Here is a 21,217-nt window from a genome sequence, read left to right on the forward strand (position 1 = left end):
TGGTTTCAACCGCGTCGGCTTAGCGTTCGCCGGCCCACAAGATAGGCTTAGCGCCAAATGGCCAGGAGGCGAAAGACCATCGCGCCGCCCCGGCGCGTCGAGCAAAAGGCCGAAAAGCCGGTCTTCGACTCGCCCTTCAAGGATCTCAAGAAGATGCTGGGCGTGCGCCCGATACCGTCGGCGCCGTTGCCCGCATCCGCCCGGTCGTCGAAGACTGCGCCGGCAGCGCCACGCGGTTCGAAGTCCGCCTCCGCTGCACCCGAGCCGTCGCCCGCCGACGACGAGGCGATGTTTCGCCAGGCGGTCGAGGGCGTGCGGCCGCTTGGCGGCTCGCGCGCGACGCGAATCGCGCCAAACCCCGAGATCAATCGGGAGATCGTGAGCGAGGACGCCGAAGTGCTGGCGCGGCTATCCGACCTGATTGCCGGCCAGGGCCACTTCGAACTGACCGAAACGGACGAGTACGTCGAGGGCGCACGCGTCGGGATCGACCCGCGCCTGCTGACCCGTCTGCGCCGGGCCGAGTTCGCAGTCCAAGCCCATATCGACCTCCACGGGATGATCCAGAGCGACGCCAAGGAGGCGCTGGAGCGCTTTATCCTCGACGCCGTGCGCAAGGGGATGCGCACGGTGCTGGTGGTGCATGGGCGCGGGCTGCGCTCGCCGGGCGGCACGCCGGTGCTCAAGCATGCGGCCGCGCAGTGGCTCTCGCACGGCCTTATCGGCGGCTACGTGCTGGCGTTTTCTACCGCGCGGCCGGCCGACGGCGGGGCGGGCGCGATGTACGTGCTGCTGCGACGCGAGCGGCGCCGCGCCCCGTTCGACATCCTGCACGGCGCCCGTCGGCGGGACTGAGCCGGGGCAAGCCTCGGTTCCCGCGGCTTGCGTCGGACGGGCGTGGACGCCGGCGCTACTGAGCAGACCGGATTGATCCTGCCGTGGGGGTGGGCCGCGGCAGTCCTCGTTAGGGCAGGATCCTGCGGGCGACGACGGTCTGCAGGTCCTTCAGATGCGGACGGATTTGGGCGGTACGGCCGAAGTCGCGCGCGCGGTTCCATTCGGATGTCTTCGGGATTCCGCCCTCGCGCATCTCATAAATCGCCAGGTACTTGGGATCGCCCTCGACCGCGACATAGCGCCGCGCGCAGTACACGCCGGGCACGGCGGCCAGCGCCGGCACGTGATCCTCGTTGTACCAGGCGTTGAACTCGGCCTCGTGGTCCGCGGGGGTATTGAGCCGCACGGTGAGGACGAATTCCGCGTCGCGGCCGGGCCGCGCGCCATGCGCGAAGATCTGGCGGAAGGCGCCGATCTGGGTGTTGCGGAACTGGGGGATAATCTTGCGGCTCCATGGAGTCGGGTTATCGCGCCCCTCGCGGAAGGCGTCACTTTTGAGCACGCTCTCGTCGCTCAGGTCGTAGATAGCGATGTACTTCGGCTTGCCGTCCACCGCCTGGTACCGTCGCCCGCTTAAGAATCCGGGGATGCCGACCAGCTGCGGAATGTGCTCGTTGTCGTACCATCGATTGAACTCGGCTTCGTACTCGGGCGCAACGTCCGTCCACACCACCAGCAGTCCAGTGCCGCTTTGCGTGGATACCATGGATGGAGTCCTCCTGCCGCTGTGCTTAGACCCGCGCGGGGCGAACCGCAAGCGCACGAAAAGAAAAACGGGGCCCCGGACGGGGCCCCGCTCTTCAAGGTCGGTCGGTCGCCGCAGATTAGATTTTGCCTTGCAGGATGAACGAGATGACCAGTGAATAAAGGGTCAGCGACTCGACGAAGGCGAGCCCGATGATCATCGGGACAAAGAGCTGGTTGGTGCTGTTGGGATTACGTCCGATCGATTCCATCGCCGAGGCCGCCAGTTTGCCCTGACCCATGCCGCAGCCCAACGCCGCAATCCCGATTCCGATGCCGGCGCCGAGCCCGATAAGGCCCGCGCGCAGCCCGTCGCCGCCGCCACCCGTGCCCGCCGCCTGCGCCATCGCCAGCAGCGGCGTGCCGAGGACCATCGCCGCGGCTAACCCGAACCATTTGCCTAACCGTCGTAACATCCTTCTGCCTCCTTGGTTGCTCGCGGCCACCGGCCGGATCCAGGGCTCTTTTTTCCTCGCCTCTATCCTCTTCCACACCACGAACCGGACCATGCCTGGTCGCGAATAGTTGCTTTATGCCGTGAACTCCGCGGCCTGCCAGCCAGCCGCCGTCTCAGTAGTGGGCGTGGCTCGCCATCCGGACGTAGGCGACGGCCAGAATCACGAAGACCAGCGCCTGCACGATGCACACGATCGAGCCCAACGCATAGAAAGCGAGGGGCACCAGCAGCTTGGTCAGTCCGGTGAAAAGCCCGAGCACCTTGTGGTCGGCGAACATGTTGGCGAACAGACGAATGCCGAGCGAGAAGGGCCGGAACAGGTTGTCGGCAACCTCGATCACAACGAAAAACCACGACAGCCACCAAAGCGGGCCGAGAAAGCTCCGCAGATAATAGAGCCCCTGATGCTCGAAGCCTTGGTACAAGTAATAGAAGAAGCAAATGATGGCGAGGGCGAAGGTAAGGTCGGTGTCGTTGGTGGGCGGCTCCATCCCGGGGATCAGTCCCAGAAAATTGGCAGCCAGAATGAACATGAACAGTGTCCCGAAGAAGGGAACGTAGCGCCGCGCGCCGTGCGTCTCGAGTACCCCCGCCACGAAGCCGTCTAGCCACTCGGTCATCACCTCACCCACCGAACGCAGGGTCACTCCCTCGTCCGGGATCGTGGGATCGGTCGCCGCCATCAGGGCCCGCCGGGCGAGCAGGCCGAAAATGATCAAAACCCCCATGACCAGCCAAGTGCCGACGAGCACCGGCGGCAGGCGGGTGCTGTCCGCGATGAGGTCGATGAAATTGACCGGGTCCAACGTTACCCCTTTCGCGCCGGCGCGGACCGCCAAGCGGCCCGCGCCGAAACACGCCACGTCTCAATAAAGATCGCGCCCGGCTGAGTCAAGGCACCGAGCACAAAGCCCGGCGCGCTGAGATTGGTGAGGCTGAAAAGCAGGGCTACGACGCTAACAATAAACAGTAATTTCAAGGGCGCGGCAACAATTCCGATCCGACTCGCCCCGCCGCTTTGCGCCGCCACCGCCAGGATCCATCGCCCAACAAGGGTGAGCAGGTACAGGTTGGCGATCATCACGACGCCACCGACGGCACATCCCACGGCCAACGCCGGCGAGCCAACGCCGAGCAAAAGCAGCGTCAGCGCGCCGGTCAGGACCGCCGCGATGCTCTGAATGCCCGCGATCGCCGGCACGGCCCAATTCACTTGGTCAAATTCCTGCGGAACTCGCGCATTTCGAGAATCAGCCGATAGAAGGCGAGAAACACACCGCCAAGCAATCCGACCAGTGTCCATATGGCCCCGGTGTGGAAATGCTGGTCGATATAATAGCCGACCACCGAACCTCCGATGATAGGGGAGAAGAACTCGGCTCCAATCGCAGCATACCGCCACAGGCTCGGCTGGCGCCGGGCCTGCGGCTGCTCGCCATCGGGAGCGGAGTGCCGAAAGTCGCTCACCTAGGGCTCTTCGTGATCGCGGCAAGCGACTCGCGGGCGGCGGCAACGGTGCGGTCTATGTCGGCCTCGCTATGGGCGAGCGAGACGAACAGCGCCTCGAATTGCGAGGGCGGCAGGTAGATCCCGCGCTCGAGCATCGCGTGAAAGAAGCGGGCGAAGCGCGCTGTGTCAGCGCTGCGCGCCTGCTCGGCGTCGCTCACCGCCTCGGGGCCGATGAACATGGTGAGCAGCGAGCCTACCCGGTTGACGCAGCCCCTCAGTCCGGAGGCCCCCAAGGCGTCGCTCAGGCCTGTGCCAAGCCGGGCGGAGAGCGCTTCCAGTCGCTCGTAAGTGCCTGGCCGGGCAAGGATTTTGAGAGTTTCCAGGCCAGCCCGCACCGATAGCGGATTGCCCGACAGCGTCCCCGCCTGATAGACGGGACCCGCCGGCGCCAGCAGATCCATCAAATCGGCGCGCCCTCCAACCGCTCCGATCGGCATCCCGCCCCCGATGATCTTGCCGAGCATGACCAGGTCGGGCTGCGCGCCCAATTGCTCACAGGCGGCGCCGTAGCGCAGTCGAAATCCAGTTATGACCTCGTCGCAGATGAGCAGCGCGCCGTAGCGATGGGCAAGCTCGCCCAGATCGCGCAGGAACCCGGGTGCTGGGGGTATGACCCCCATGTTGGCGGCGACGGGTTCGACGATAATGGCCGCGATGTCTCTCGGCTCGGCATGAAAATAACGTTCTACCGCGTCGAGCGAGTTAAAGGGCGCGACTCGGGTCAGCGCCGCCAGCGCCTCGGGCACCCCCGCGCTATCGGGCACCCCCAAGGTCATCACGCCCGAGCCCGCGCGCACCAGCAAGGCGTCACTATGGCCGTGGTAGCAGCCGTCGAACTTGATGATGCGCTGGCGGTTGGTGGCCGCGCGCGCGATCCGAATCGCGGTCATCCCGGCTTCGGTACCCGAGCTTACCAGGCGCACGCGCTGGGCGGTCCTAATCGCCGCCGCGATCCGTTCGGCCAGCTCGACTTCGAGTTCGGTCGGCGCGCCGTAGCCGAAGCCGTCGTGGGCCTGAGCGCCGACTGCGGCGACGATCGCGGGATGGGCGTGGCCGAGGATCGCCGGGCCGTAGGAGCCGACGTAATCGACGAAGCGGTTGCCGTCGGCGTCGATAACGGTGGGACCCTCGGCGCGCGCGATGAAGAGCGGCGCCCCGCCGACCGCCTTCCATGCGCGCACCGGCGAGTTGACCGCGCCGGGGATCGCGGCGGCGGCGCGGCGGAGCAGCGCGGAGGAGTTTTTGTTCGTGATCATCGCTTCATCGTGCTCGCTAACATCGGTTGGCGGGACAGTCAAACCCACGTAGCCGTCAATTTTAACCAAGCATCGCATTCTGGCTCCGGCTTCCAGAGCCAACGCGCGCGATCGACAAAAAAGTGCGGCACGCGGCTGTCGGCGCGCGGGCGATCCGCGCGGTGGATTTCCGAAAAAAATCGCGCGCTTGTAGAAACCCGATCATTTGCGCTTGAGCCATTCACGAAAAGAGTTTATCACGTTGGCTTCATCGGCACGTGTTTACGAGCGGCGCGCGAGCCCGCGCGGCCGATCGTAGAGCGACCGACAGGATCATCGTGGCCGACCGTCACGCGATCTTTCTCCGTTACGTTCACGAATCAGAAGCCGAAAGTCCGCAACGCCGGGGGGACGAGTTGATAGACCTGCGTTCACGAAGCACTTTTCCGCTCTGGAGACGGGGAAACTTTGCTTATCCACAGATGTGGATAACCTTGTGAGTAATTAACGGGGCTTGCTCGATACCGTGGGGGCCGTGGACGGGCTGGCGGTCCCCCTTTTCGGGGAGGGGACTCATGGAAGCATTGTGGCAGAGAGCTGCCGATCGGATGCGAGATACTTTGGGCCAGGTCGGATTCGAAACCTGGATTGGACCGCTTAACTTTCTCGGCTTGCAGGGGCGCACGGCCACGATCGAGGCGCCTAACCGCTTTTTCCGCGACTGGGTCAGCGACCGCTACCTCGAACTGCTGCGTCAGTCGCTCTCGGCCGAAGCCGGGCAGGTGGTTGACGTCAAACTCACGCTGGGACTGAACGGCAACGGCAGCACCTTGCGCGAGGCACCGCCTCGGCGCATCGCGCCGCTGTCCAACGGCGCGGCCGCCGACCATGCCGGAGCCCAACGCGAGCAGCACCCGCAGCTCAACCCGCGCTATACCTTCGCCGAATTTGTGGTCGGCTCGGCCAACCAGTTCGCCCACGCCGCAGCGCAAGCGGTTGCCAATCAGCCCGGTGAAAAATACAACCCGCTGTTCATCTATGGTGGGGTCGGGCTGGGTAAGACGCACCTGGTGACCGCGATCGGTCATCACCTGTGGGCGAGCGGCAAGCGCAAGGTGCTGTTCATGCCGGCTGAGGTCTTCATGAACGAGCTTATCTCGTCCCTGCGGCGCGACCGGATGGGTGAGTTCAAGGAGAAGTTCCGCCGCGTCGACGCCCTCATCCTCGACGACGTCCAGTTCCTCGCCGGCCGCGAGCGGACCCAAGAGGAGTTCTTTCACACGTTCAACTCGCTTCACGCCGACCGCCATCAGATCGTGCTGACCTCGGACAAGGTGCCGCGCGAGATTCCGGGACTCGAGGAGCGGCTGCGCAATCGCTTCGAGTCGGGCCTGATCGCGGACATCGCGCCGCCGGATCTCGAAACCCGAGTCGCCATCGTCCAGAAGAAGGCGGCGCTCGAGCGCCTGGCGCTGCCGGCCGAGGTCGCGCTCTACATCGCGCAGAACGTCTCCTCCAACGTGCGCGAGCTGGAGGGATGTCTGACCCGGCTCTCTGCGCTGGCTTCGATGGACCGGGCGCCGGTGACGGTCGAGTTTGCGCGCCAGGCGCTCCACGACCTCATCCGTGTCCACGATCAACGGCCGGGAATCGAATCGATCCAGAAGACGGTTTCCGACTTCTTCCACATCCGGCTCGCCGACCTCAAATCGAAAAAGCGCACTCAGCACATCGCGTTCTGCCGCCAGGTCGCGATGTACCTGTGCCGCAAACTGACCGACAACTCGTTTCCGGTGATCGGCGAGCATTTCGGACGCGACCATTCGACAGTGATCCACGCCTACAACCTGATCGCGCGCCGGGTGGCCAACGACTCTGCGTTCAGGATGTCGATCGAAAAGATCGAGCGCGAGCTGAAGGTCGATCAGAAGGCAGCCTGAGCGGGGCTCTTAACAATTCTGTGGAAAATTCCTTTACAATGGGCACAGTATCGACAGCCGGCGTCAGCGGCGCGGCGGAAGCGGCGACAGGGCGCGCCCTGCCCCACGGCTTCATGCGCCGGGATTGTGCCGGAATAACGGGGGCTTGCGGCCCGAATCAACAAATCGACAGGGCCTACTGGGATCTACTGATCTCTTCTGATCAAGATTAATTTGTAAGGATCAGAAGAGCGCAGACGAGAGGGTTAATGGAACTTGTAATCGAGCGCGCGGCATTGCAGGACAGCTTGGCGATGGTTCAGGGGATCGTTGAGCGGCGCAACACGGTGCCGATCCTCGGGCACGTCCTGCTTGAGCCCAACGGCGCCAACCTCAAGCTGGCGGCGACCGACCTCGAAGTCGGCATCCGCACCGAGGTTCCCTGCCGTATCGACAAGAAGGGCAGCGTTACGCTCAACGCGCGCAAGCTGTTCGAGATCGTGCGCGAGGCCGAGGGCGGCGAAGTCTCGCTCAAGTCGCTCGACAACGACTGGGTCGAGCTCCGGTGCGGGCGGGCGAGATTCAAGATGATGGGGCTCGACCCGCGCAGCTTTCCCGCGATGCCGAGCCAGAGCGCCAAACCCCAGGGCGACGCTGCGCGCAAGGCGGTCAAGGGCGATCTGACCATCGCCACCCGCGTGCTCGCGGGCATGATCGACAAGACCATCTTCGCGGTCAGCCCGGACGAGGCGCGCTACAACCTCGGCGGAGTGTTGATCGAGTCGCCGTCTAAGGGGGCGGTGCGGATGGTTGCCACCGACGGCCATCGGCTCTCCATGATCGAGCGCGAGGCGGCGGAGTTCACGATGCAGGGCAGCGCGATAATTCCGCGCAAGGGGCTTGCCGAGCTGCGCAAGCTGCTCGACCAAGAAGGCGACGAGCAGGTGCGGCTGATGGTGGACGGGCAGCTCGCCTGGCTCAAGCGCGGCGCGACCGAAGTCTCGATGCGTCTGGTCGAGGGCGAGTTTCCGGACTACCGCGGGGTGATTCCCAAGCAGTCGAAGTACACGATCACGGTCGGCCGCGACGCCCTGCTCAATTCGATCAAGCGCGCCGCGATTTTTTCCAACGAGCGCTACCGCGGGGTGAAGCTGACGATGGCGCCCGGGTCGCTGACGGTTTCCTCAACGAGCCCCGAGATGGGCGAGGCGAGCGAAACGATCGACGTCGACTTCAAGGGCGAAGAATTTTCGATCGGCTTCAACGCCACCTACATGACCGAGGCGCTCGGCGTGATACCGCCGGAGAGCGAGGCCCATCTGGGGCTCTCCGACGACGTTAGCCCGGGCGTGATTGGCACACCCGCCGATACGCAATTCACTTACGTCGTGATGCCGATGCGGCTGTAGGGCGCGTCACCCGCCCGCAGTCCCGTCCTTTATTTCTCCTGGTCTGGCTGACGTCCCCATTCCTTTCGGTCGGTCAGACGCCCCTGCCTTTCTCAGTGGTGGCGAGCATCCTTGGCCACCGATCGCTTCGGGCCGGCTCCCTACTTAACGGACCCGGGCTTCTCAGGGGCTTGCAGCACCACGAGCACCTCTTTGTTGAGCGTGTGCTTGTGAGGCTCGAACGGGAACGCCTTCTCGCGGGCGGCGACCGATGCTGCAAGGCGCAGCGCGCTCTCGAAGGTGGCGAGGTCGCGCCGGCGCACGATCACCCAGCGCACGTTGCCCTCCAGCGCGTCGCGCCGGAGGCGGGCGGCGTCGTCGTAGTAGGGAAGCGGATGGGGGAGGCCGAGGTAGAATATCGGTCCCTCACTGCGGTAGAGGACGACGCCCGACGTCGCAGTACCCATCTGGCGGCGGATGGCCTCGGCGAAGCTTCGCTCGCCGCGCCACTGGTCGGCAGCGGGCATCGCGAAAATATACAGATAGCCCAGGAACACGACGGCGACCGTTGCGGTTGACGCGGCGGCGCGGCGCGAATCGAAGCGGCGAATCGCATAGAGCACCGCGCCGAGTGCGATGATCCAGCAAGCGGCATAGAGTACCCGGTCCGGCGCCGGCGGCAGCGCGGCCAAGCGCCCGGGCAGGATCCACGCCGGCGGCAGCAGCACCACAAATGCGCCAATTACTCCGACCGCGATCACGGCGTAACCCACCCGAAGTAGCCTGCGGCCGAGCGGCGAAAGCGCGTCCAGCGAAGTTGTCAGGGTTTGCCCCACCAGCAACGCGGCGGCGGGCAGGATCGGCAGCAGGTAGTAGCTGCGCCGCGAGCCGGAGAGCGTGAAGAAGATAAAGGTCGCCCAGAAATAGACCAGCGCGAAGCGGTTGCTGCGCGGGCTGACTTCGGATGGACCGCCCCTGCGATGGGCTTCGGCGAGCGCGGCCGGCAGGAACGCTGACCACGGCATCATCAGGGCGAAGATCACGTAAACGTAGAGATAGATCGGTCCGCGGTGGTCGAAGGGATGGAAAAAGCGCACCACGTTTTCGCGGTACACCATCTCGAGCCCCTTCTCGGAGCCGGTGCTCGCCGCCGAGATCGCGAACGGCACGTAATAGATGGCGCCGCCCAGCGCGATCGCCGGGATCGACTTCCAGTTGAAGAGCCATCGGTTGCGTTCGATGAGCCAGCCGATGCGGTCCGGGATCGCGCCGCGCGCCACCCGCCGCCAGAGCTCCGCCCATCCGTTGGCCAACGCCGAGTACAGCCCGATCACCATCAGCGGCAGCACGAAGCCGAGTAGCCCCTTGGTCAGCGAGGTTGCCGCCATCACCAGCCACAGCCCGACCACCCACCATCCATCCTGCCGCTCCTCGTTGCGCAGGAACAACGCGAGCGCCGCCAGCTCGCCGGTTGCCGTTTCCACGTCGGCCGAGGCATGGCGGGCGAAAAAGACGAAACTGAAGCTGGTCGCGAGCACCACACCGGCGAGCAGCGCGCTTCGCTGATCATAGAGCCGGCGTGCAATCAGGATGAGCAGCCAGACGGCGAGCAGGCCCGCGATCGCGCACGGCAGGCGCGCAGCGGTTTCGTCCACACCGCCGGTCAGCCATGCGGCGCCGAGCACCAGCCAGTAGGAGCCCAGTGGCTTGTCGTAATACACCTTGCCGTTGATCGTCGGCCAGAAGTAGCGGCCGGTGAGATGCATCTCTCTTGCGATCTCGGCCCATCGGAATTCCGACGACCACAGCGCGCGCGCGCCCAGCCGCGCGAAGAACATTACCGCCGCCAGTCCCAACACTGCGGCGACCGCGGCGCGCCACGGCACCGCGCGGCCGAAGATTTCGACGGTTGAACCGTCGAGGGCGCCCGCCAAGGGGCGCGCGGCGGCGCAGGCCGTCGCGCCGGCGCCTGTGCAGGCGCGATTCGGATCGGCAGCGCTTTCCATTCGCGCACCACCTTCGCAGCCTGCATCCGTAGGTTCAAGTACCCGCATGAAGCTGCCGCCGAGAATTCCTCTGTTGCCCGTTGCCTGCGAGCGCCGCGAGACCAGCGTAGTAAGCACCGGCGGGCACGTGCTAGCGTTTAGAGGTCCACTAACGCGCGCCGGCGCGAGTCCCGAAAAGTAGAGCTTCCTGATGAGCGACGAACGCGGTCACGAGCCCTTGGAGCGCAAGCCCAACCGCCTGATCCACGAGCAGAGCCCCTACCTGCGCCAGCATGCGTACAACCCGGTGGACTGGTACCCGTGGGGAGCCGAGGCGCTCGCGCGCGCCCGCGCCGAGAACAAGCCGATCCTGCTCTCGATCGGCTACTCGGCTTGTCACTGGTGCCACGTGATGGAGCGCGAGTCGTTCGAGAACGAGCAGGTCGCACGCTTGATTAACGAGAACTTCGTCGCGATTAAGGTGGACCGCGAGGAGCGGCCCGACCTCGACCAGATCTACATGGACGCGGTCCAGCTCCTGACAGGGCGCGGCGGATGGCCGCTGACGGTGTTTCTTACCCCCGAAGGCAAGCCGTTCTTCGGCGGCACCTACTTTCCGCCGCAGGATCGCCAGGGGATGCCCGGCTTTCCGCGCGTGCTACTGGCGCTCGCCGCCGCCTTCCGCGACAAGCCCGCCGACGTCCAGCACAACGTCAAGCGCCTGGCCAAGGGCCTCGAAGGCCTCGCCGAGTTCAGTCCCGATGGCGGCGAGTTGGGGCCCGACGCGGTGGAGAAGGCGGCGCGCGCGCTCGCCGAGCACTACGACCGAGTCAACGGCGGCATCGGGCGGGCGCCGAAATTTCCCAACATCTTCGTCTTCTCGCTCTTCCTGCGCAGGTACCAGGCCGAGGGCGATCCCGAATACGCCCACATGGTGCGCGAGACGCTAACGAAGATGGCCAAGGGCGGCATCTACGACCAGCTCGGCGGCGGCTTCCATCGCTACAGCGTCGATGACCGCTGGCTGGTGCCGCATTTTGAAAAGATGCTCTACGACAACGCTCTGCTTGCCCGGCTGTACCTCGACGCCGGCCGCGCGCTCGGCGAGCCAGAGTTCCTCACCGTCGCGCGCGAGACCCTCGACTACGTGCTGCGCGAGATGACAAGCCCCGAGGGCGGCTTCTACTCCGCCCAGGACGCCGACAGCGAGGGTGAAGAGGGCAAATTCTTCCTCTGGACCCGCGGCGAGGCGCATGCGGCGCTGGGCCAGGAGCTCGGCCGGATAGCCGAGCGCTATTTCGATATCAGCGAGGAGGGTAACTTCGAGGGCCGCAATATCCTCCATCGCACCATCGAGCGCGACGACGCCGCCCGCCTGTTCGGGACGAGCGCCGAGGAAATGGAGCGCGCGATCGAGGAGATTCGCCGCCGCCTGTTCGAGGCGCGCGAGCGGCGGGTCAAGCCCGCGCGCGACGACAAAATCCTGGCCGCGTGGAACGGGATGATGATCGGAGCGCTCGCCGAGGGCTATCGCGCGCTTGGCGAGGGGCGCTACCTGGCGGCGGCCTCACGGGCGCTGGACTTCGTGATGGGCCGGATGTGGGACGGGCGGGCGCTTAAGCGCTCGTTCAAGGACGGCGCCGCCCGCTTCAACGCCTATCTCGAGGATTATGCGCTGATCGCCGCCGGCGCCATCGACCTTTACGAGGCCTCGCTCGACCGCCGCCACCTCACGGCGGCGCAGACGATGGCCGAGGCCATCCTGGAGCGCTTCCTCGACCGCGACAAGGGCGGCTTCTTCTTCACCTCCGCCGATCACGAGCGGCTCATCACGCGCTCCAAGGCGGTCTTTGACGGTTCCACGCCGTCGGGCAACAGCGCCGCGGTGATGGCGCTGCTGCGGCTGTACGGCTACACCGGCGAGGTGCGCTACTTTGCCGAGGCGCAACGCACGCTCAGCCTGCTCCACGGCTTCATCGCGCAACAGCCGTTCGCGTTCTCCCACATGCTCGAAGCCGTGGACCTCTACCAGCGCGGCCCGGTGGAGATCGTGATGGTCGGCGAGCGCGGCGCGCCGGAGTTGATCGAGTGGATGGAGCGGCTCGGGCTGTTCTACCTGCCAAATCGGGCGCTGTTCGTCGCCGACCCGCGCGATACTTCCGACACCCGTCTGCCCGAGCAGGTGCGCGGCAAGGCCCAGGTCGGCGGCAAGCTTACCGCCTACGTCTGCCGCGAGCGCACCTGTACCGCGCCGATCACGTCGTTCGACGCGCTCCAGGCCGAGCTCGCGGGCTGAGCGGGGTCTCGGCGCGAAGACGGGGCGGGGATGGCGGGTCAGGAAGCGCTGCGGCGGGCCGATGCGAGCGCGCGCCCGGGGCCGCCCTTCGATCTTGTCGCGCTGAACCGCGCCTCCGTGGCGGCACGCTCGCCGCTCAAGGTGGTCGTCTTCAACGCCGGCGGTGGCGCCAACGTAAGCGCGATCGCGGCCTGCCTGAGCCGTCCGTCGATGGCCGACGCCGGCACTATACTCGTGTGCGAGGCGAGCTGGCGCGTGCCGCGTCATCGGCGCGTGAAATTCGCCTCCGAACTCGCTGCCCGGCTCGGGATGAGCTTCGCCTTCATCCCCGCGTTCGGACGTGCGGAGGATGGCGGCGAAATCCGCGCGGTCGGCAATGCGATCCTGTGCGCCCAGCCGCTCGACGATCTCCGCATAGTTCGTTTGCCCGATGTCCGGCCGCGTTTCCTGGGTTACTACAGGATGCCCGGGACGCCCACCGGATTGGCGGCGACTATCGGCGTCGCCGGCCGCCGGCTGACGATCGCGGTGGTGCATCTGGAGCGGCGATGCGCTCCGGCGGGGCGCGCGCTCCAGATGGAGCGCTTTCTCGGCGCGCTCGCCGCCGACAACCCGGTTGTGATCGGCGGCGACCTTAACACGACGACGCTCGACATGGGCGTGCGCGCGGCGCTGGTGCGAGCCGGGGCCACGATGCTCGTCAGGCCGCGGCGTTTCCGCGCGCCGCAGCCGTACGAGCCGCTGTTCGAGCGCCTGCGCGGACACGGCTTTGTGCTCGATGGGGCCAACGTCGCGCGCGCGCCGACCTTCGCGCCGAGCCGGCTGGTGCCGCCGCAATGGCGTCCAAAGCTGGACTGGATCGCGGCGCGCGGGCTGACGCCGGTGGCGGGCTCGGCCGCGGTCGTGCCCGCGCAGGCCGCGCGCTGGGGCCCGCGGATTTCGGATCACGACTTCGTGGTTTCAGAATTCCGGATGTAGGTGCCCGCGCGGTCGGTGCGGCGGCCGGAGCGCCGCGTCGAGGCTTGACATCCGGTCGGCATTGGCGGCATTCTTCAATTAAACCGACCGTTCGGTCGATTTTGGGAGAACATCGGCAGGAGGACCAGCGATGGCCGACGGCAGCCCCGCGATCAGGACCAACAGGCATCACCCCAACGGCACGCGCGCCGCGGACCTGGTGATCCCCGAGGGCGGCTTTGCAGCCGCGCCCGAGATCGCGCAGCCCAACATCTTTCCGCTCGAATGGGAGGTCAAGACCGAGTCGCTGGCCGCGCTCTATGAGAAGGCCAAGGTCCAGGCCTGGAACCCTTCCGACCTGCCGTGGAACAAACTCGACCCGGCCCGCCTCACTGCCGAGCAGCGGCTGGGGATCATGTACTGGTACGCGGTGCTGTCGGTGTTCGACGGCTCGGGGCCTGCGGTCTTCGCCAAGGCGATGATCCACTCCTACGAGGTCCATGCCGAGGATCCGATCCGCAAGTGCTTCTTCAGCGTCACCCGCGACGAGGTGAATCACGAAGAGTGCTGCCAGCGCGCGATCGCGCGCGTGATGCCGGGCGGGCCGCTGCGCTTCGAGGCGCGCACGGCGCTCGAGCGCGCTGCGCTCAACAACATCCAGTGGCTGTTCCATAACGGCGCCCGCTACTGGCGTGGCTATTCGGCCTCGCTCGACAAGTACCCGCTCTCGGTGCTCTTTACTTCCTTCCTGCTCGGCGAAGTCGCGGCCTCGACGCTGTTCTACGGGATGTCGCGCAAAACGACCTCGGAGGTTTTTAAGGGCGTCTTCACGCGAGTGGGTCAGGACGAGAGCCGTCACCTGGCGATTTGCCTCAAGATGCTCGAGGACGACTGGCCGGGGCTGACCGACGACTACAAGAGTCTCATCACCAAGCAGTTGCGCGCGGGCTTCGTCTTTCTCTCGATGATCCTGTGGGAGCCGCCCAACCTGTTCTGGGAGTTGCCGCCCTACTTCCTGCCCAATCATCGCGTGCTGATCGACTGCGCGCGCGACGCCGGGCTCGGCGTGCTGAGCTACGACGAGCAGGCCGAGAACTGGCGGATGGCAATCGCCAAGGTCAAGAAGGTGGTTGGCGACTGGGGGATCAAATTCCCGGCGATTCCCGAGCTGGACCTCGAGGGCGTCGACGTCGGCGACATCACCGCCGCCGACATTATCCCGGTCTTCTAGGCCGCGGCTCCCGCTCAGCAGCGGGTCTGCTATAAACCACCCAGCACGACCGCCGCGCAAGCGTCGGCGGCGAGGCCGGTCAACTCTGCCCAGGAGGATACCCCACGATGGCCGAGACGATTTGGGTCGCGCGCGCGGGCGGGATGGTCGAGATCGTGCTCAACCGCCCCGACAAGCTCAATGCGATCAACCATCTGATGATCCGCGAGCTGCACGCGGCGCTTGAGGAGGCTGCCGAAAGTCGGGCGCGCGCGGTGCTGCTGCGCGGCGAGGGGCGCGCCTTTTGCGCCGGACGCGATCTTTCACAAGCCGATCCGGCCAACGAGGACGCGACCGAAATTCTGCGCAACGACTTCACCCCGCTGCTCACGAGGATCTACGAGTTTCCGGGGCCGACGATCGCTGCCGTCCAGGGCGCATGCATGGGTGGCGGGCTGGGACTGGCGTTCGCCTGCGACATCGTGATTGCGGCCGAGGACGCGCAGATCTCCTCGCCCTTCGGTCGGCTCGGCGCGGTGCTCGATTCCGGCGGGCACTTCCACCTTCTCCATCTGCTCGGGCGCCATCTGGCCTTCGAGCTCATCTACACCGGCCGGCGGCTGAGCGGGCGCGAGGCGGCCGAGCGCGGGTTGGTGAACCGCGCGGTGGCGGCGGGCGAGCTGGCCGAGACGGCGCGCAAGCTCGCGCTCGAGATCGCGGCCGGGCCGACCGCGGCGTTCCGCATCTCCAAGGGTGTCATGCTCAAGACGATCGGCCGCGCGTGGGCCGACGTGCTGGAGGCCGAGGCGATCGCGCAGGGCGATGCCTCGCGCACGGCCGACTACCAGGAGGGGATGCGCGCGTTCCTCGAAAAACGCGCCCCGCAATTCAAAGGCCGGTAGCCCTCGGCAGAATCCCTCTTGTTTTGTCTTGGCGGGCGGGCGTCCGGCCGGCCGGATGTTTGGGCAAGCGGAATTTCGCCTGCGCGGCAGACATGCGCGCGGGAATGACGCACTTTGCAGCCAGCGCCAGAGCGGGGCCGTGGCGCAGCAGGACGAAGCGGTCACCGCCGACCTCCACGGTCAGCACCGGCGTGAGCTCGAGTGCCTGGCTGCGGTCGCGCGTCCATAGCCGCTCCGGCGCGATCACGTAGCCCGGCGGCGCGTCGCCGAGCTTGCCGCCGATGAGCGGCGCGGTGCGATCGAGATAGAAGAGCAGCGCCGCCGGATCCTCCTCGAAGCCCCAAAGGTAGAGCGGCTCGCCGGCGCCGACGACCCGGTTGATCCGCGCCGCCGCCACGGCGTACGAGCCGCCGACGCATCCGGCGCGCTCATGGCGCGGTAGATAGAAAAAGTTGAACACAACCATCGCGGCGCATAGTGCGCCGAGCGCCGCGGGCGCAAAGCGCGCCCGTCGCGCGCGCCGCGCCAGCGTCAGCGCGCCCCATGCCAGCAGGAACGCCGAGGCCGGCCATAGCGGCAGCAGGTAGGCGCGCCGCTTGTAGGCGGCGATGGAGAAGAAGACGACGGTTACGATCCAGAAGGTCGCGAAGAGGCGCGCGGCCAAATCCGCGGCGGGTGTGGATGGGATGGCGTGCGACCTCACCCCGGCGGGGGCGTCAGCGCTGTTGCTAGCACGAGCGTCTGACGTCTCCCCAACCATCGCCCTGGACGAAGCAAAGGAGCCTCCGGAGCCAAGAAGGGCGGCGGCGACAGCAAGCGGCGTGAAAAGACTCAGCGGCACCGAGTTCAGCAGCAGCGGCTTGACGTAGTACCACGGCGGCATCGCGCCGAGCGCTCCGAAGAAGCGGCCGAAATTTTCGCTTCCGAGCTGGCGGTTGAGAAATCCGTAGCGCGCGCCCATCGCGCACGCCGCGTACCAACTCAGGCTCACCACGATCGCGACGAACAGGCTGCCCGGCGTGAACAACTCCCATAGCTCGCTCAGCCGCCGCTCGCGCAGCAGGAACAGGCCGATCGCGCCGAGCGGCAAAATGATCGCGACCGGCCCCTTGGCGAGCACGCCGAGCCCGAGCGCGAGTGCGAACACGTAGCGCATCGCGATTTCACCGAAGCGCGCCGCCGCGCCAATGCCGGATTGCGCCGCCGCCTGCGCAGACGCGGCGGAGGGCGCGGCGCGCGGCGCCGGTAGCATCCACAGACACGCCATCAGCGCGAGCGTCTCGAAAAAACACAGCGCCATATCGACCCGCCCAATCCGCGCCTGGCTCATGTACTGGTAGGAGGCAGCAAGGACCAGACCGGCAAGGCAAGCGCCGCCTTCCCCCAACGGAGACCATGCGAACACGATCGTCAGCGCCACCCCCGCGATCGCGTACAGCGCCGAGGGCAGTCGCAAGTTGAAGGCGGTAACCTTGGGCGCGCCGGCGAGGCGGTCGAGCGCGGAGGCGGTCCAATGGAAGAGCGGCGGCTTGTACATCGGCGAGTTCCCGTTCTCCAGCGGGAACAGCAGCACGCCGTGCTCGACCATCTGTTGGACGAAGATTCCCTCGATGGCCTCGTTGGCGCCGCATACCTCGGCCGCATCGAGGCGATGGAGGGCGACGGCGGCGGCGGCGAGGATCACCGCGGCGGCCGCCAGACGCCATCGCAGCGCCGTCCTTGGCCGTCCGCGCGCGCGGGAGCGGTCGCGCGCGCCGCCGGGTGCTCGGGATTTCATCGCGCGCGGCCCGCAGTCAGGCGAGGTCGTAGCGGAAGATGAACAGCCGCGCCATCCGCGCTCGATCGTAGCCGCGCCACTTGGCCAGCGGCACGTCCTTGGGCGAAACGCGGCGGAACTTGAGCCGGGTAAAGAAGCTGGCGGCGCGCTCCTGCGCGGTGCATGCGAAGACGTAGCGCAGCGGCCGTGCGCGCGCCTCGTTGAGGACTTCCTTAACCAGTTCAGCGGCGACGCCCTCGCCCGCGAAACGGGTGAGAGTATAAAGCGCAGTCAGCTCGCCCGCGCGCTCGCGCCGGTAGGGCTCGGTGAGCAGCGAGCATACGCCCGCCAGATGTTCGTCGCCGACGCGATAGCCGAAACACGAGGGCAAGAGCTGGGCGATTTCCTCGCGCGAGCGCGGGAGCAGGTAGCCCTCGCTCTGGCCGCGCTCGATCAGGGCCTGGACCTCCCCGAAGTCGTCGATCGAGATCGGGCGGACGAAGCCGTAGCGGCGCTCGGTGAACAGCGTGCCGGTGCCGACGAAGCTGAACAGCTCCTCGTATACGCCGCGCGGCGCGGCCAGGTTGACCGAGCCGACGCCGTCGCCGAGCGCCCGCGCCACCGCGCGCAGCTCGGCGCGCCGCAGCCGGCCGCGGTCGGCGCGCAGCGCGTGCGCGATGCGTCCGAGCTCGACGAACGAGAGCCGCCGGCCGTCGCGGCCGGTGAGGCCGCCCTGGCGGTCGAGCAGGATGAGCTTGAAGACGCGCAGGCGGCTGGCCAGTTCCTGAGCGAACACTGTCAGATCGATCGGATCGTTGGTGTCCGCCGCGCCGACCACGATCGAGCCCGTGCGCAGCCCCTGCCAGATGCGGGCGACGGCCGAATCCGGTGGGTAGGGACGCGAGCGCAGGCCGGCGGCCGGATTGAAGACCGGCGGCTCGCCCGCCGGCGCGAGCCGTCCCAGTCGGCGCATCACGCGGCCGAGCGCGTTGCGTGAGGCGATCACGATGCCGCGGGTCTGGTTGCGGCGCAACTCGCGCAGCGTGCGCGCCAGCGAATCGAGTTCGCCCAGCCGCTCGCCGCTGGGAGGAACCAGCGCGAACAGCAGGCTCTTGCCGTAGAACTCCTCGAGGTAGAAGGACTTCTCGTTGAAGAGCGCGGCGCCGGCGGTCGCTTCCGGGGCTTCGCTGATCGATGCTTCGCTGGCGCTCAATGCGATCGGTCGGGCGGCGGATGCGCTCAGGCCTTGGCGGCCGCAATAACTTCCTTGTCGGCGGCGGCAAAGCGTCCGAGCCGGGCGGCCGTGGGCTGCGAGGATGCGATCTCCTGCAGCGTGGTCTGCGAGAAGACTTCGAGCAGCACGCGCTGCCCTTCCTCCCATACCCGGAACATCCGGCAGGTCGGCTGCAAGGCGCACGAACTCGAGCCGTCAACGCATACGTTGAGCGTGATCGGACCCTCGACCGCCTCGATCACGTCCTTGAAGGTGATAGCAGCGGCGGAGCGGGCGAGCTGATAGCCGCCGCCGGGACCGCGGCGCGCGCGCACCAGCCCGCGATGCATCAGGTCGCGAATCACCTTCTCAAGGTAGTACTTGGGAATCTGCTCGCGGCGCGCGATCTCGGTGCCGCGCGCGACGCCCTCGGGATGGTCGGCGAGGTAGATCATCGCCCGCAACGCGTATTCGATCTTGCGCGGTATCTGCATCAGGCTCATGACGCTGCTCCTGCCCTGCGCCGGCGCGGGCGCACGGCGCGGCGCGCCGGCTTTGCGGCTGCGCCGCCGTTGCGATGGGGCGCCAGGATGCGCTCGACGTACTTGACCATCATGTCCGCCTCGACGTTGACCGCCGCGCCCGGCCCTTTGCGTCCCAGCGTGGTGAGCTTCAGCGTATGCGGGATGAGCGCAACGTCGAAGCGCCGTCCGCGGATGCCGAACACGGTCAGGCTCACGCCGTCGATCGCGGCCGAGCCCTTCTCGACCAGGTAGCGCTCCAGCCCCGCCGGAACCTCGAACGTGTACAGCCGCGAGTCGCCCTCGGGCGTGATCGAGACGATCCGGCCGACGCCGTCAACGTGGCCGGAAACCAGGTGGCCGCCGAGCAACTTGCCCAGCGTCAGGCAGCGCTCGAGGTTGACCCGATCACCGGCCACAAGCGCTCCAAGCGTCGTGCGGCGTAGCGTTTCCGCCGAGACGTCCATCGCGATACTGCCGCGGCCCTTGGCGACCACGGTGAGGCACGCGCCGTTGACCGCGATCGATTCGCCCATCGCGATGCGTGCGACCGGCAGGGCGGTGCGCAGGCGGAGCAGCGCGCCCTTGCGCGTGCGCGTTATCTCCTCGACGATGCCGAGGTCTTCGATGATGCCGGTGAACAATTGTCTATTGTCTATGCGCGCAAAAAATCCAGAAAAATCTTACTTTTTGCGCGCGCCCGGCGCAACCGAGGAACTTTGCGGCGGCCGCGCGCTTGTGGTCGGACCTGTGAGCGCCGCGCGTTTGCACGCGGCGAACAAAGGCGCCGATAATTTGCGCGAGGTCCATTAACGATGGGGTTTCGAGAAGAGTCGGAGAAGCTTCTCAGTGGCGCGTTATCGATCCGCGAGCGCCACCCGTTGATGCCCACCGGCGAGTCCGAGGAGGTCGCGCCGGCCGTGATGTTCTGGCGATGGTTCGCCAACCTCACGGCGGTTAGAACCGAGGAGGGACTGGTCCTGATCGACACCGGCGCGCACCAAAACCAGGGCCAGACGCTCGCGATGGTGCGGCGATGGTCGAACGAGCGCGTGCACACCGCGATCTATACGCACGGCCACGTCGATCATGCGGCCGGGATGGCGGCGTTTGTGGCCGAGGCGCAAAGTGCGCGGCGCGCGCGCCCGCGCGTGGTCGGCCATCGCGCGGTCGCCGCGCGCTTCGACCGCTATCGGCGCACCGCCGGCTACAACGGCCTTGTCAACGCGCGCCAGTTCGGCGCCCCCGTGCAATGGCCCCAGGAGTACGTCTATCCCGATACCTATTTCGATCATCAGCTCAACGTCGCGGTCGGCGCGACGCGTCTGGAATGCCATCACGCGCGCGGCGAGACCGACGACCACTGCTGGGTCTTTATCCCCGCGCGCAAAGTGCTGGTGACCGGCGACTTCGTCATCTGGGCCGCGCCCAACGCGGGCAATCCGCAGAAGGCGCAGCGTTACGCGCGCGAATGGGCGGAGGCGCTGCGCGCGATGGCGAAGACGGGCGCCGAGGTGCTGCTCCCCGGCCACGGGATACCCGTGTTCGGCGCCGCGCGAGTGCGCCAGATGCTGAGCGACACCGCCGACTATCTGCAAAGCCTCCATGACCAGACGCTGGCCATGATGAACGCCGGCGCGACGCTCGACGACATCGTGCACAGCGTCAAGCCGCCGGCGGCGCTCGCCGAGAAGCCCTATTTGCAGCCCGTGTACGACGAGCCTGAATTTATCGTGCGCAACGTATGGCGGCTGGAGGGCGGATGGTACGACGGCGTGGCCTCACATCTGAAACCGCCAGCGCATCGCGCGCTCGCGGCCGAGGTCGCGGCGCTGGCGGGCGGCGCCGACGTCCTAATCGGGCGGGCGCTGGCGAAGCTGGAGGCGGGCGAGCTCGCGCTCGCGGCGCAACTTATCGACTGGGCGGCAGCGGCGGCGTCCGACCCGCGGGCGGCGCACGAGGCCCGGATGCGCATCTACGCGGCCCGCGCGGCCGAGGCGACGTCGACGATGGCGCACGGAATCTTCCGCGCCGCCGCGGTCGAGTCGGCCTCCAAAGCCGGCCTGCCGCCGCCCCCGGCCGCTCGCACGCTGTAGGTTTGCTCTTCGGGGGCGTCGCATTCCGCTTGGGGGGGCGGGTGGCCCCTCACCGTCTGAAGGGCAACGGGATTGCGACCCCGCGCGCCGCGGCTACGCGCGAGTTCATAGCCGCCGAGCGGGCTTGGGCGC

General features: G+C 67.0%; 19 protein-coding genes. 8 read left to right on the plus strand and 11 right to left on the minus strand.

The window, feature by feature from the left end; all coding sequences use genetic code 11:
- Positions 1-57 precede the first annotated feature (57 nt).
- Positions 58-855 (plus strand): Smr/MutS family protein, encoded by a 798-nt coding sequence (locus VFB33_03105; protein HZO80658.1) that lies wholly within the window; start codon positions 58-60, stop codon positions 853-855.
- A 109-nt stretch (positions 856-964) separates the two neighbouring features.
- Here VFB33_03105 and VFB33_03110 read toward each other — a convergent pair whose 3' ends face one another.
- From VFB33_03110 to hemL, 6 genes are all read right to left on the minus strand, one after another.
- On the minus strand, positions 965-1,603 hold the full coding sequence (locus VFB33_03110; GenBank protein HZO80659.1) for a hypothetical protein: 639 nt from the start codon (positions 1,601-1,603) through the stop codon (positions 965-967).
- A gap of 118 nt (positions 1,604-1,721) precedes the next feature.
- Complete coding sequence (atpE, locus tag VFB33_03115; protein ID HZO80660.1) at positions 1,722-2,057, minus strand: ATP synthase F0 subunit C; 336 nt, start codon at positions 2,055-2,057, stop codon at positions 1,722-1,724.
- Between the two features lie 154 nt (positions 2,058-2,211).
- Positions 2,212-2,904, minus strand: a complete 693-nt coding sequence (gene atpB, locus VFB33_03120) for a F0F1 ATP synthase subunit A (protein HZO80661.1) — start codon at positions 2,902-2,904, stop codon at positions 2,212-2,214.
- 2 nt (positions 2,905-2,906) lie between these two features.
- Positions 2,907-3,299 carry a hypothetical protein gene (locus VFB33_03125; GenBank protein ID HZO80662.1) on the minus strand — a complete coding sequence of 131 codons (393 nt, stop codon included), beginning with the start codon at positions 3,297-3,299 and terminating at the stop codon, positions 2,907-2,909.
- 8 nt (positions 3,300-3,307) lie between these two features.
- Positions 3,308-3,565 (minus strand): AtpZ/AtpI family protein, encoded by a 258-nt coding sequence (locus VFB33_03130; protein HZO80663.1) that lies wholly within the window; start codon positions 3,563-3,565, stop codon positions 3,308-3,310.
- Positions 3,562-4,863, minus strand: coding sequence for a glutamate-1-semialdehyde 2,1-aminomutase (gene hemL / locus VFB33_03135; protein ID HZO80664.1), 1,302 nt, complete (start codon positions 4,861-4,863; stop codon positions 3,562-3,564). The genes VFB33_03130 and hemL overlap by 4 nt, the downstream gene beginning before the upstream one ends.
- 554 nt (positions 4,864-5,417) lie before the next feature.
- Here hemL and dnaA point away from each other — a divergent pair.
- A complete protein-coding gene (gene dnaA / locus VFB33_03140) occupies positions 5,418-6,782 on the plus strand; it encodes a chromosomal replication initiator protein DnaA (GenBank protein ID HZO80665.1) in 1,365 nt (454 codons plus the stop codon).
- Between the two features lie 248 nt (positions 6,783-7,030).
- Positions 7,031-8,170, plus strand: coding sequence for a DNA polymerase III subunit beta (dnaN, locus tag VFB33_03145; GenBank protein ID HZO80666.1), 1,140 nt, complete (start codon positions 7,031-7,033; stop codon positions 8,168-8,170).
- A gap of 140 nt (positions 8,171-8,310) precedes the next feature.
- On the opposite strand, the gene VFB33_03150 is transcribed toward dnaN, so the two are convergent.
- Complete coding sequence (locus VFB33_03150) at positions 8,311-10,155, minus strand: glycosyltransferase family 39 protein (GenBank protein ID HZO80667.1); 1,845 nt, start codon at positions 10,153-10,155, stop codon at positions 8,311-8,313.
- Between the two features lie 190 nt (positions 10,156-10,345).
- On the opposite strand from VFB33_03150, the gene VFB33_03155 reads away from it, so the two are divergent.
- The 4 genes from VFB33_03155 (at position 10,346) to VFB33_03170 (ending at position 15,499) form a co-directional block, all read left to right on the plus strand.
- Positions 10,346-12,430, plus strand: coding sequence for a thioredoxin domain-containing protein (locus VFB33_03155; GenBank protein HZO80668.1), 2,085 nt, complete (start codon positions 10,346-10,348; stop codon positions 12,428-12,430).
- A gap of 30 nt (positions 12,431-12,460) precedes the next feature.
- Positions 12,461-13,408 (plus strand): endonuclease/exonuclease/phosphatase family protein, encoded by a 948-nt coding sequence (locus VFB33_03160; GenBank protein HZO80669.1) that lies wholly within the window; start codon positions 12,461-12,463, stop codon positions 13,406-13,408.
- A 130-nt stretch (positions 13,409-13,538) separates the two neighbouring features.
- Positions 13,539-14,618 (plus strand): hypothetical protein, encoded by a 1,080-nt coding sequence (locus VFB33_03165; GenBank protein ID HZO80670.1) that lies wholly within the window; start codon positions 13,539-13,541, stop codon positions 14,616-14,618.
- 107 nt (positions 14,619-14,725) lie between these two features.
- Entirely contained in the window at positions 14,726-15,499 is a 774-nt protein-coding gene (locus VFB33_03170; GenBank protein HZO80671.1) for an enoyl-CoA hydratase-related protein, read from the plus strand.
- Here the strand turns inward: VFB33_03170 and VFB33_03175 are convergent.
- The 4 genes from VFB33_03175 to VFB33_03190 are packed head-to-tail and all read right to left on the minus strand — an operon-like array spanning position 15,486 to position 19,633.
- Entirely contained in the window at positions 15,486-17,276 is a 1,791-nt protein-coding gene (locus VFB33_03175; protein HZO80672.1) for a hypothetical protein, read from the minus strand. The genes VFB33_03170 and VFB33_03175 overlap by 14 nt on opposite strands.
- Before the next feature lie 16 nt (positions 17,277-17,292).
- Positions 17,293-18,468, minus strand: coding sequence for a GNAT family N-acetyltransferase (locus VFB33_03180; protein HZO80673.1), 1,176 nt, complete (start codon positions 18,466-18,468; stop codon positions 17,293-17,295).
- A gap of 26 nt (positions 18,469-18,494) precedes the next feature.
- Positions 18,495-18,971: an Rrf2 family transcriptional regulator gene (locus tag VFB33_03185; GenBank protein ID HZO80674.1), complete on the minus strand. Its 477-nt coding sequence runs from the start codon at positions 18,969-18,971 to the stop codon at positions 18,495-18,497.
- The gene (locus VFB33_03190; GenBank protein HZO80675.1) at positions 18,968-19,633 is read right to left on the minus strand and encodes a riboflavin synthase; all 666 of its coding nucleotides are present in this window, start codon (positions 19,631-19,633) and stop codon (positions 18,968-18,970) included. The genes VFB33_03185 and VFB33_03190 overlap by 4 nt, the downstream gene beginning before the upstream one ends.
- Before the next feature lie 171 nt (positions 19,634-19,804).
- On the opposite strand from VFB33_03190, the gene VFB33_03195 reads away from it, so the two are divergent.
- On the plus strand, positions 19,805-21,085 hold the full coding sequence (locus tag VFB33_03195; GenBank protein ID HZO80676.1) for an alkyl sulfatase dimerization domain-containing protein: 1,281 nt from the start codon (positions 19,805-19,807) through the stop codon (positions 21,083-21,085).
- Positions 21,086-21,217: the final 132 nt, after the last annotated feature.

It is taken from the genome of Candidatus Binataceae bacterium, assembly GCA_035650475.1.
Classification (GTDB): domain Bacteria; phylum Desulfobacterota; class Binatia; order Binatales; family Binataceae; genus JAKAVN01.

What these genes read in the sequence shown, in the direction of transcription:
- VFB33_03195 (HZO80676.1), top strand. Translation starts at nt 19,805, where the DNA reads ATGGGGTTTCGAGAAGAGTCGGAGAAGCTTCTCAGTGGCGCGTTATCG.
- VFB33_03155 (HZO80668.1), top strand. Translation starts at nt 10,346, where the DNA reads ATGAGCGACGAACGCGGTCACGAGCCCTTGGAGCGCAAGCCCAACCGC.
- dnaA (HZO80665.1), top strand. Translation starts at nt 5,418, where the DNA reads ATGGAAGCATTGTGGCAGAGAGCTGCCGATCGGATGCGAGATACTTTG.
- atpE (HZO80660.1), bottom strand. Translation starts at nt 2,057, where the DNA reads ATGTTACGACGGTTAGGCAAATGGTTCGGGTTAGCCGCGGCGATGGTC.
- VFB33_03165 (HZO80670.1), top strand. Translation starts at nt 13,539, where the DNA reads ATGGCCGACGGCAGCCCCGCGATCAGGACCAACAGGCATCACCCCAAC.
- VFB33_03105 (HZO80658.1), top strand. Translation starts at nt 58, where the DNA reads ATGGCCAGGAGGCGAAAGACCATCGCGCCGCCCCGGCGCGTCGAGCAA.
- VFB33_03150 (HZO80667.1), bottom strand. Translation starts at nt 10,155, where the DNA reads ATGGAAAGCGCTGCCGATCCGAATCGCGCCTGCACAGGCGCCGGCGCG.
- VFB33_03175 (HZO80672.1), bottom strand. Translation starts at nt 17,276, where the DNA reads ATGAAATCCCGAGCACCCGGCGGCGCGCGCGACCGCTCCCGCGCGCGC.
- VFB33_03185 (HZO80674.1), bottom strand. Translation starts at nt 18,971, where the DNA reads ATGAGCCTGATGCAGATACCGCGCAAGATCGAATACGCGTTGCGGGCG.
- VFB33_03170 (HZO80671.1), top strand. Translation starts at nt 14,726, where the DNA reads ATGGCCGAGACGATTTGGGTCGCGCGCGCGGGCGGGATGGTCGAGATC.
- dnaN (HZO80666.1), top strand. Translation starts at nt 7,031, where the DNA reads ATGGAACTTGTAATCGAGCGCGCGGCATTGCAGGACAGCTTGGCGATG.
- VFB33_03110 (HZO80659.1), bottom strand. Translation starts at nt 1,603, where the DNA reads ATGGTATCCACGCAAAGCGGCACTGGACTGCTGGTGGTGTGGACGGAC.
- hemL (HZO80664.1), bottom strand. Translation starts at nt 4,863, where the DNA reads ATGATCACGAACAAAAACTCCTCCGCGCTGCTCCGCCGCGCCGCCGCC.
- VFB33_03160 (HZO80669.1), top strand. Translation starts at nt 12,461, where the DNA reads ATGGCGGGTCAGGAAGCGCTGCGGCGGGCCGATGCGAGCGCGCGCCCG.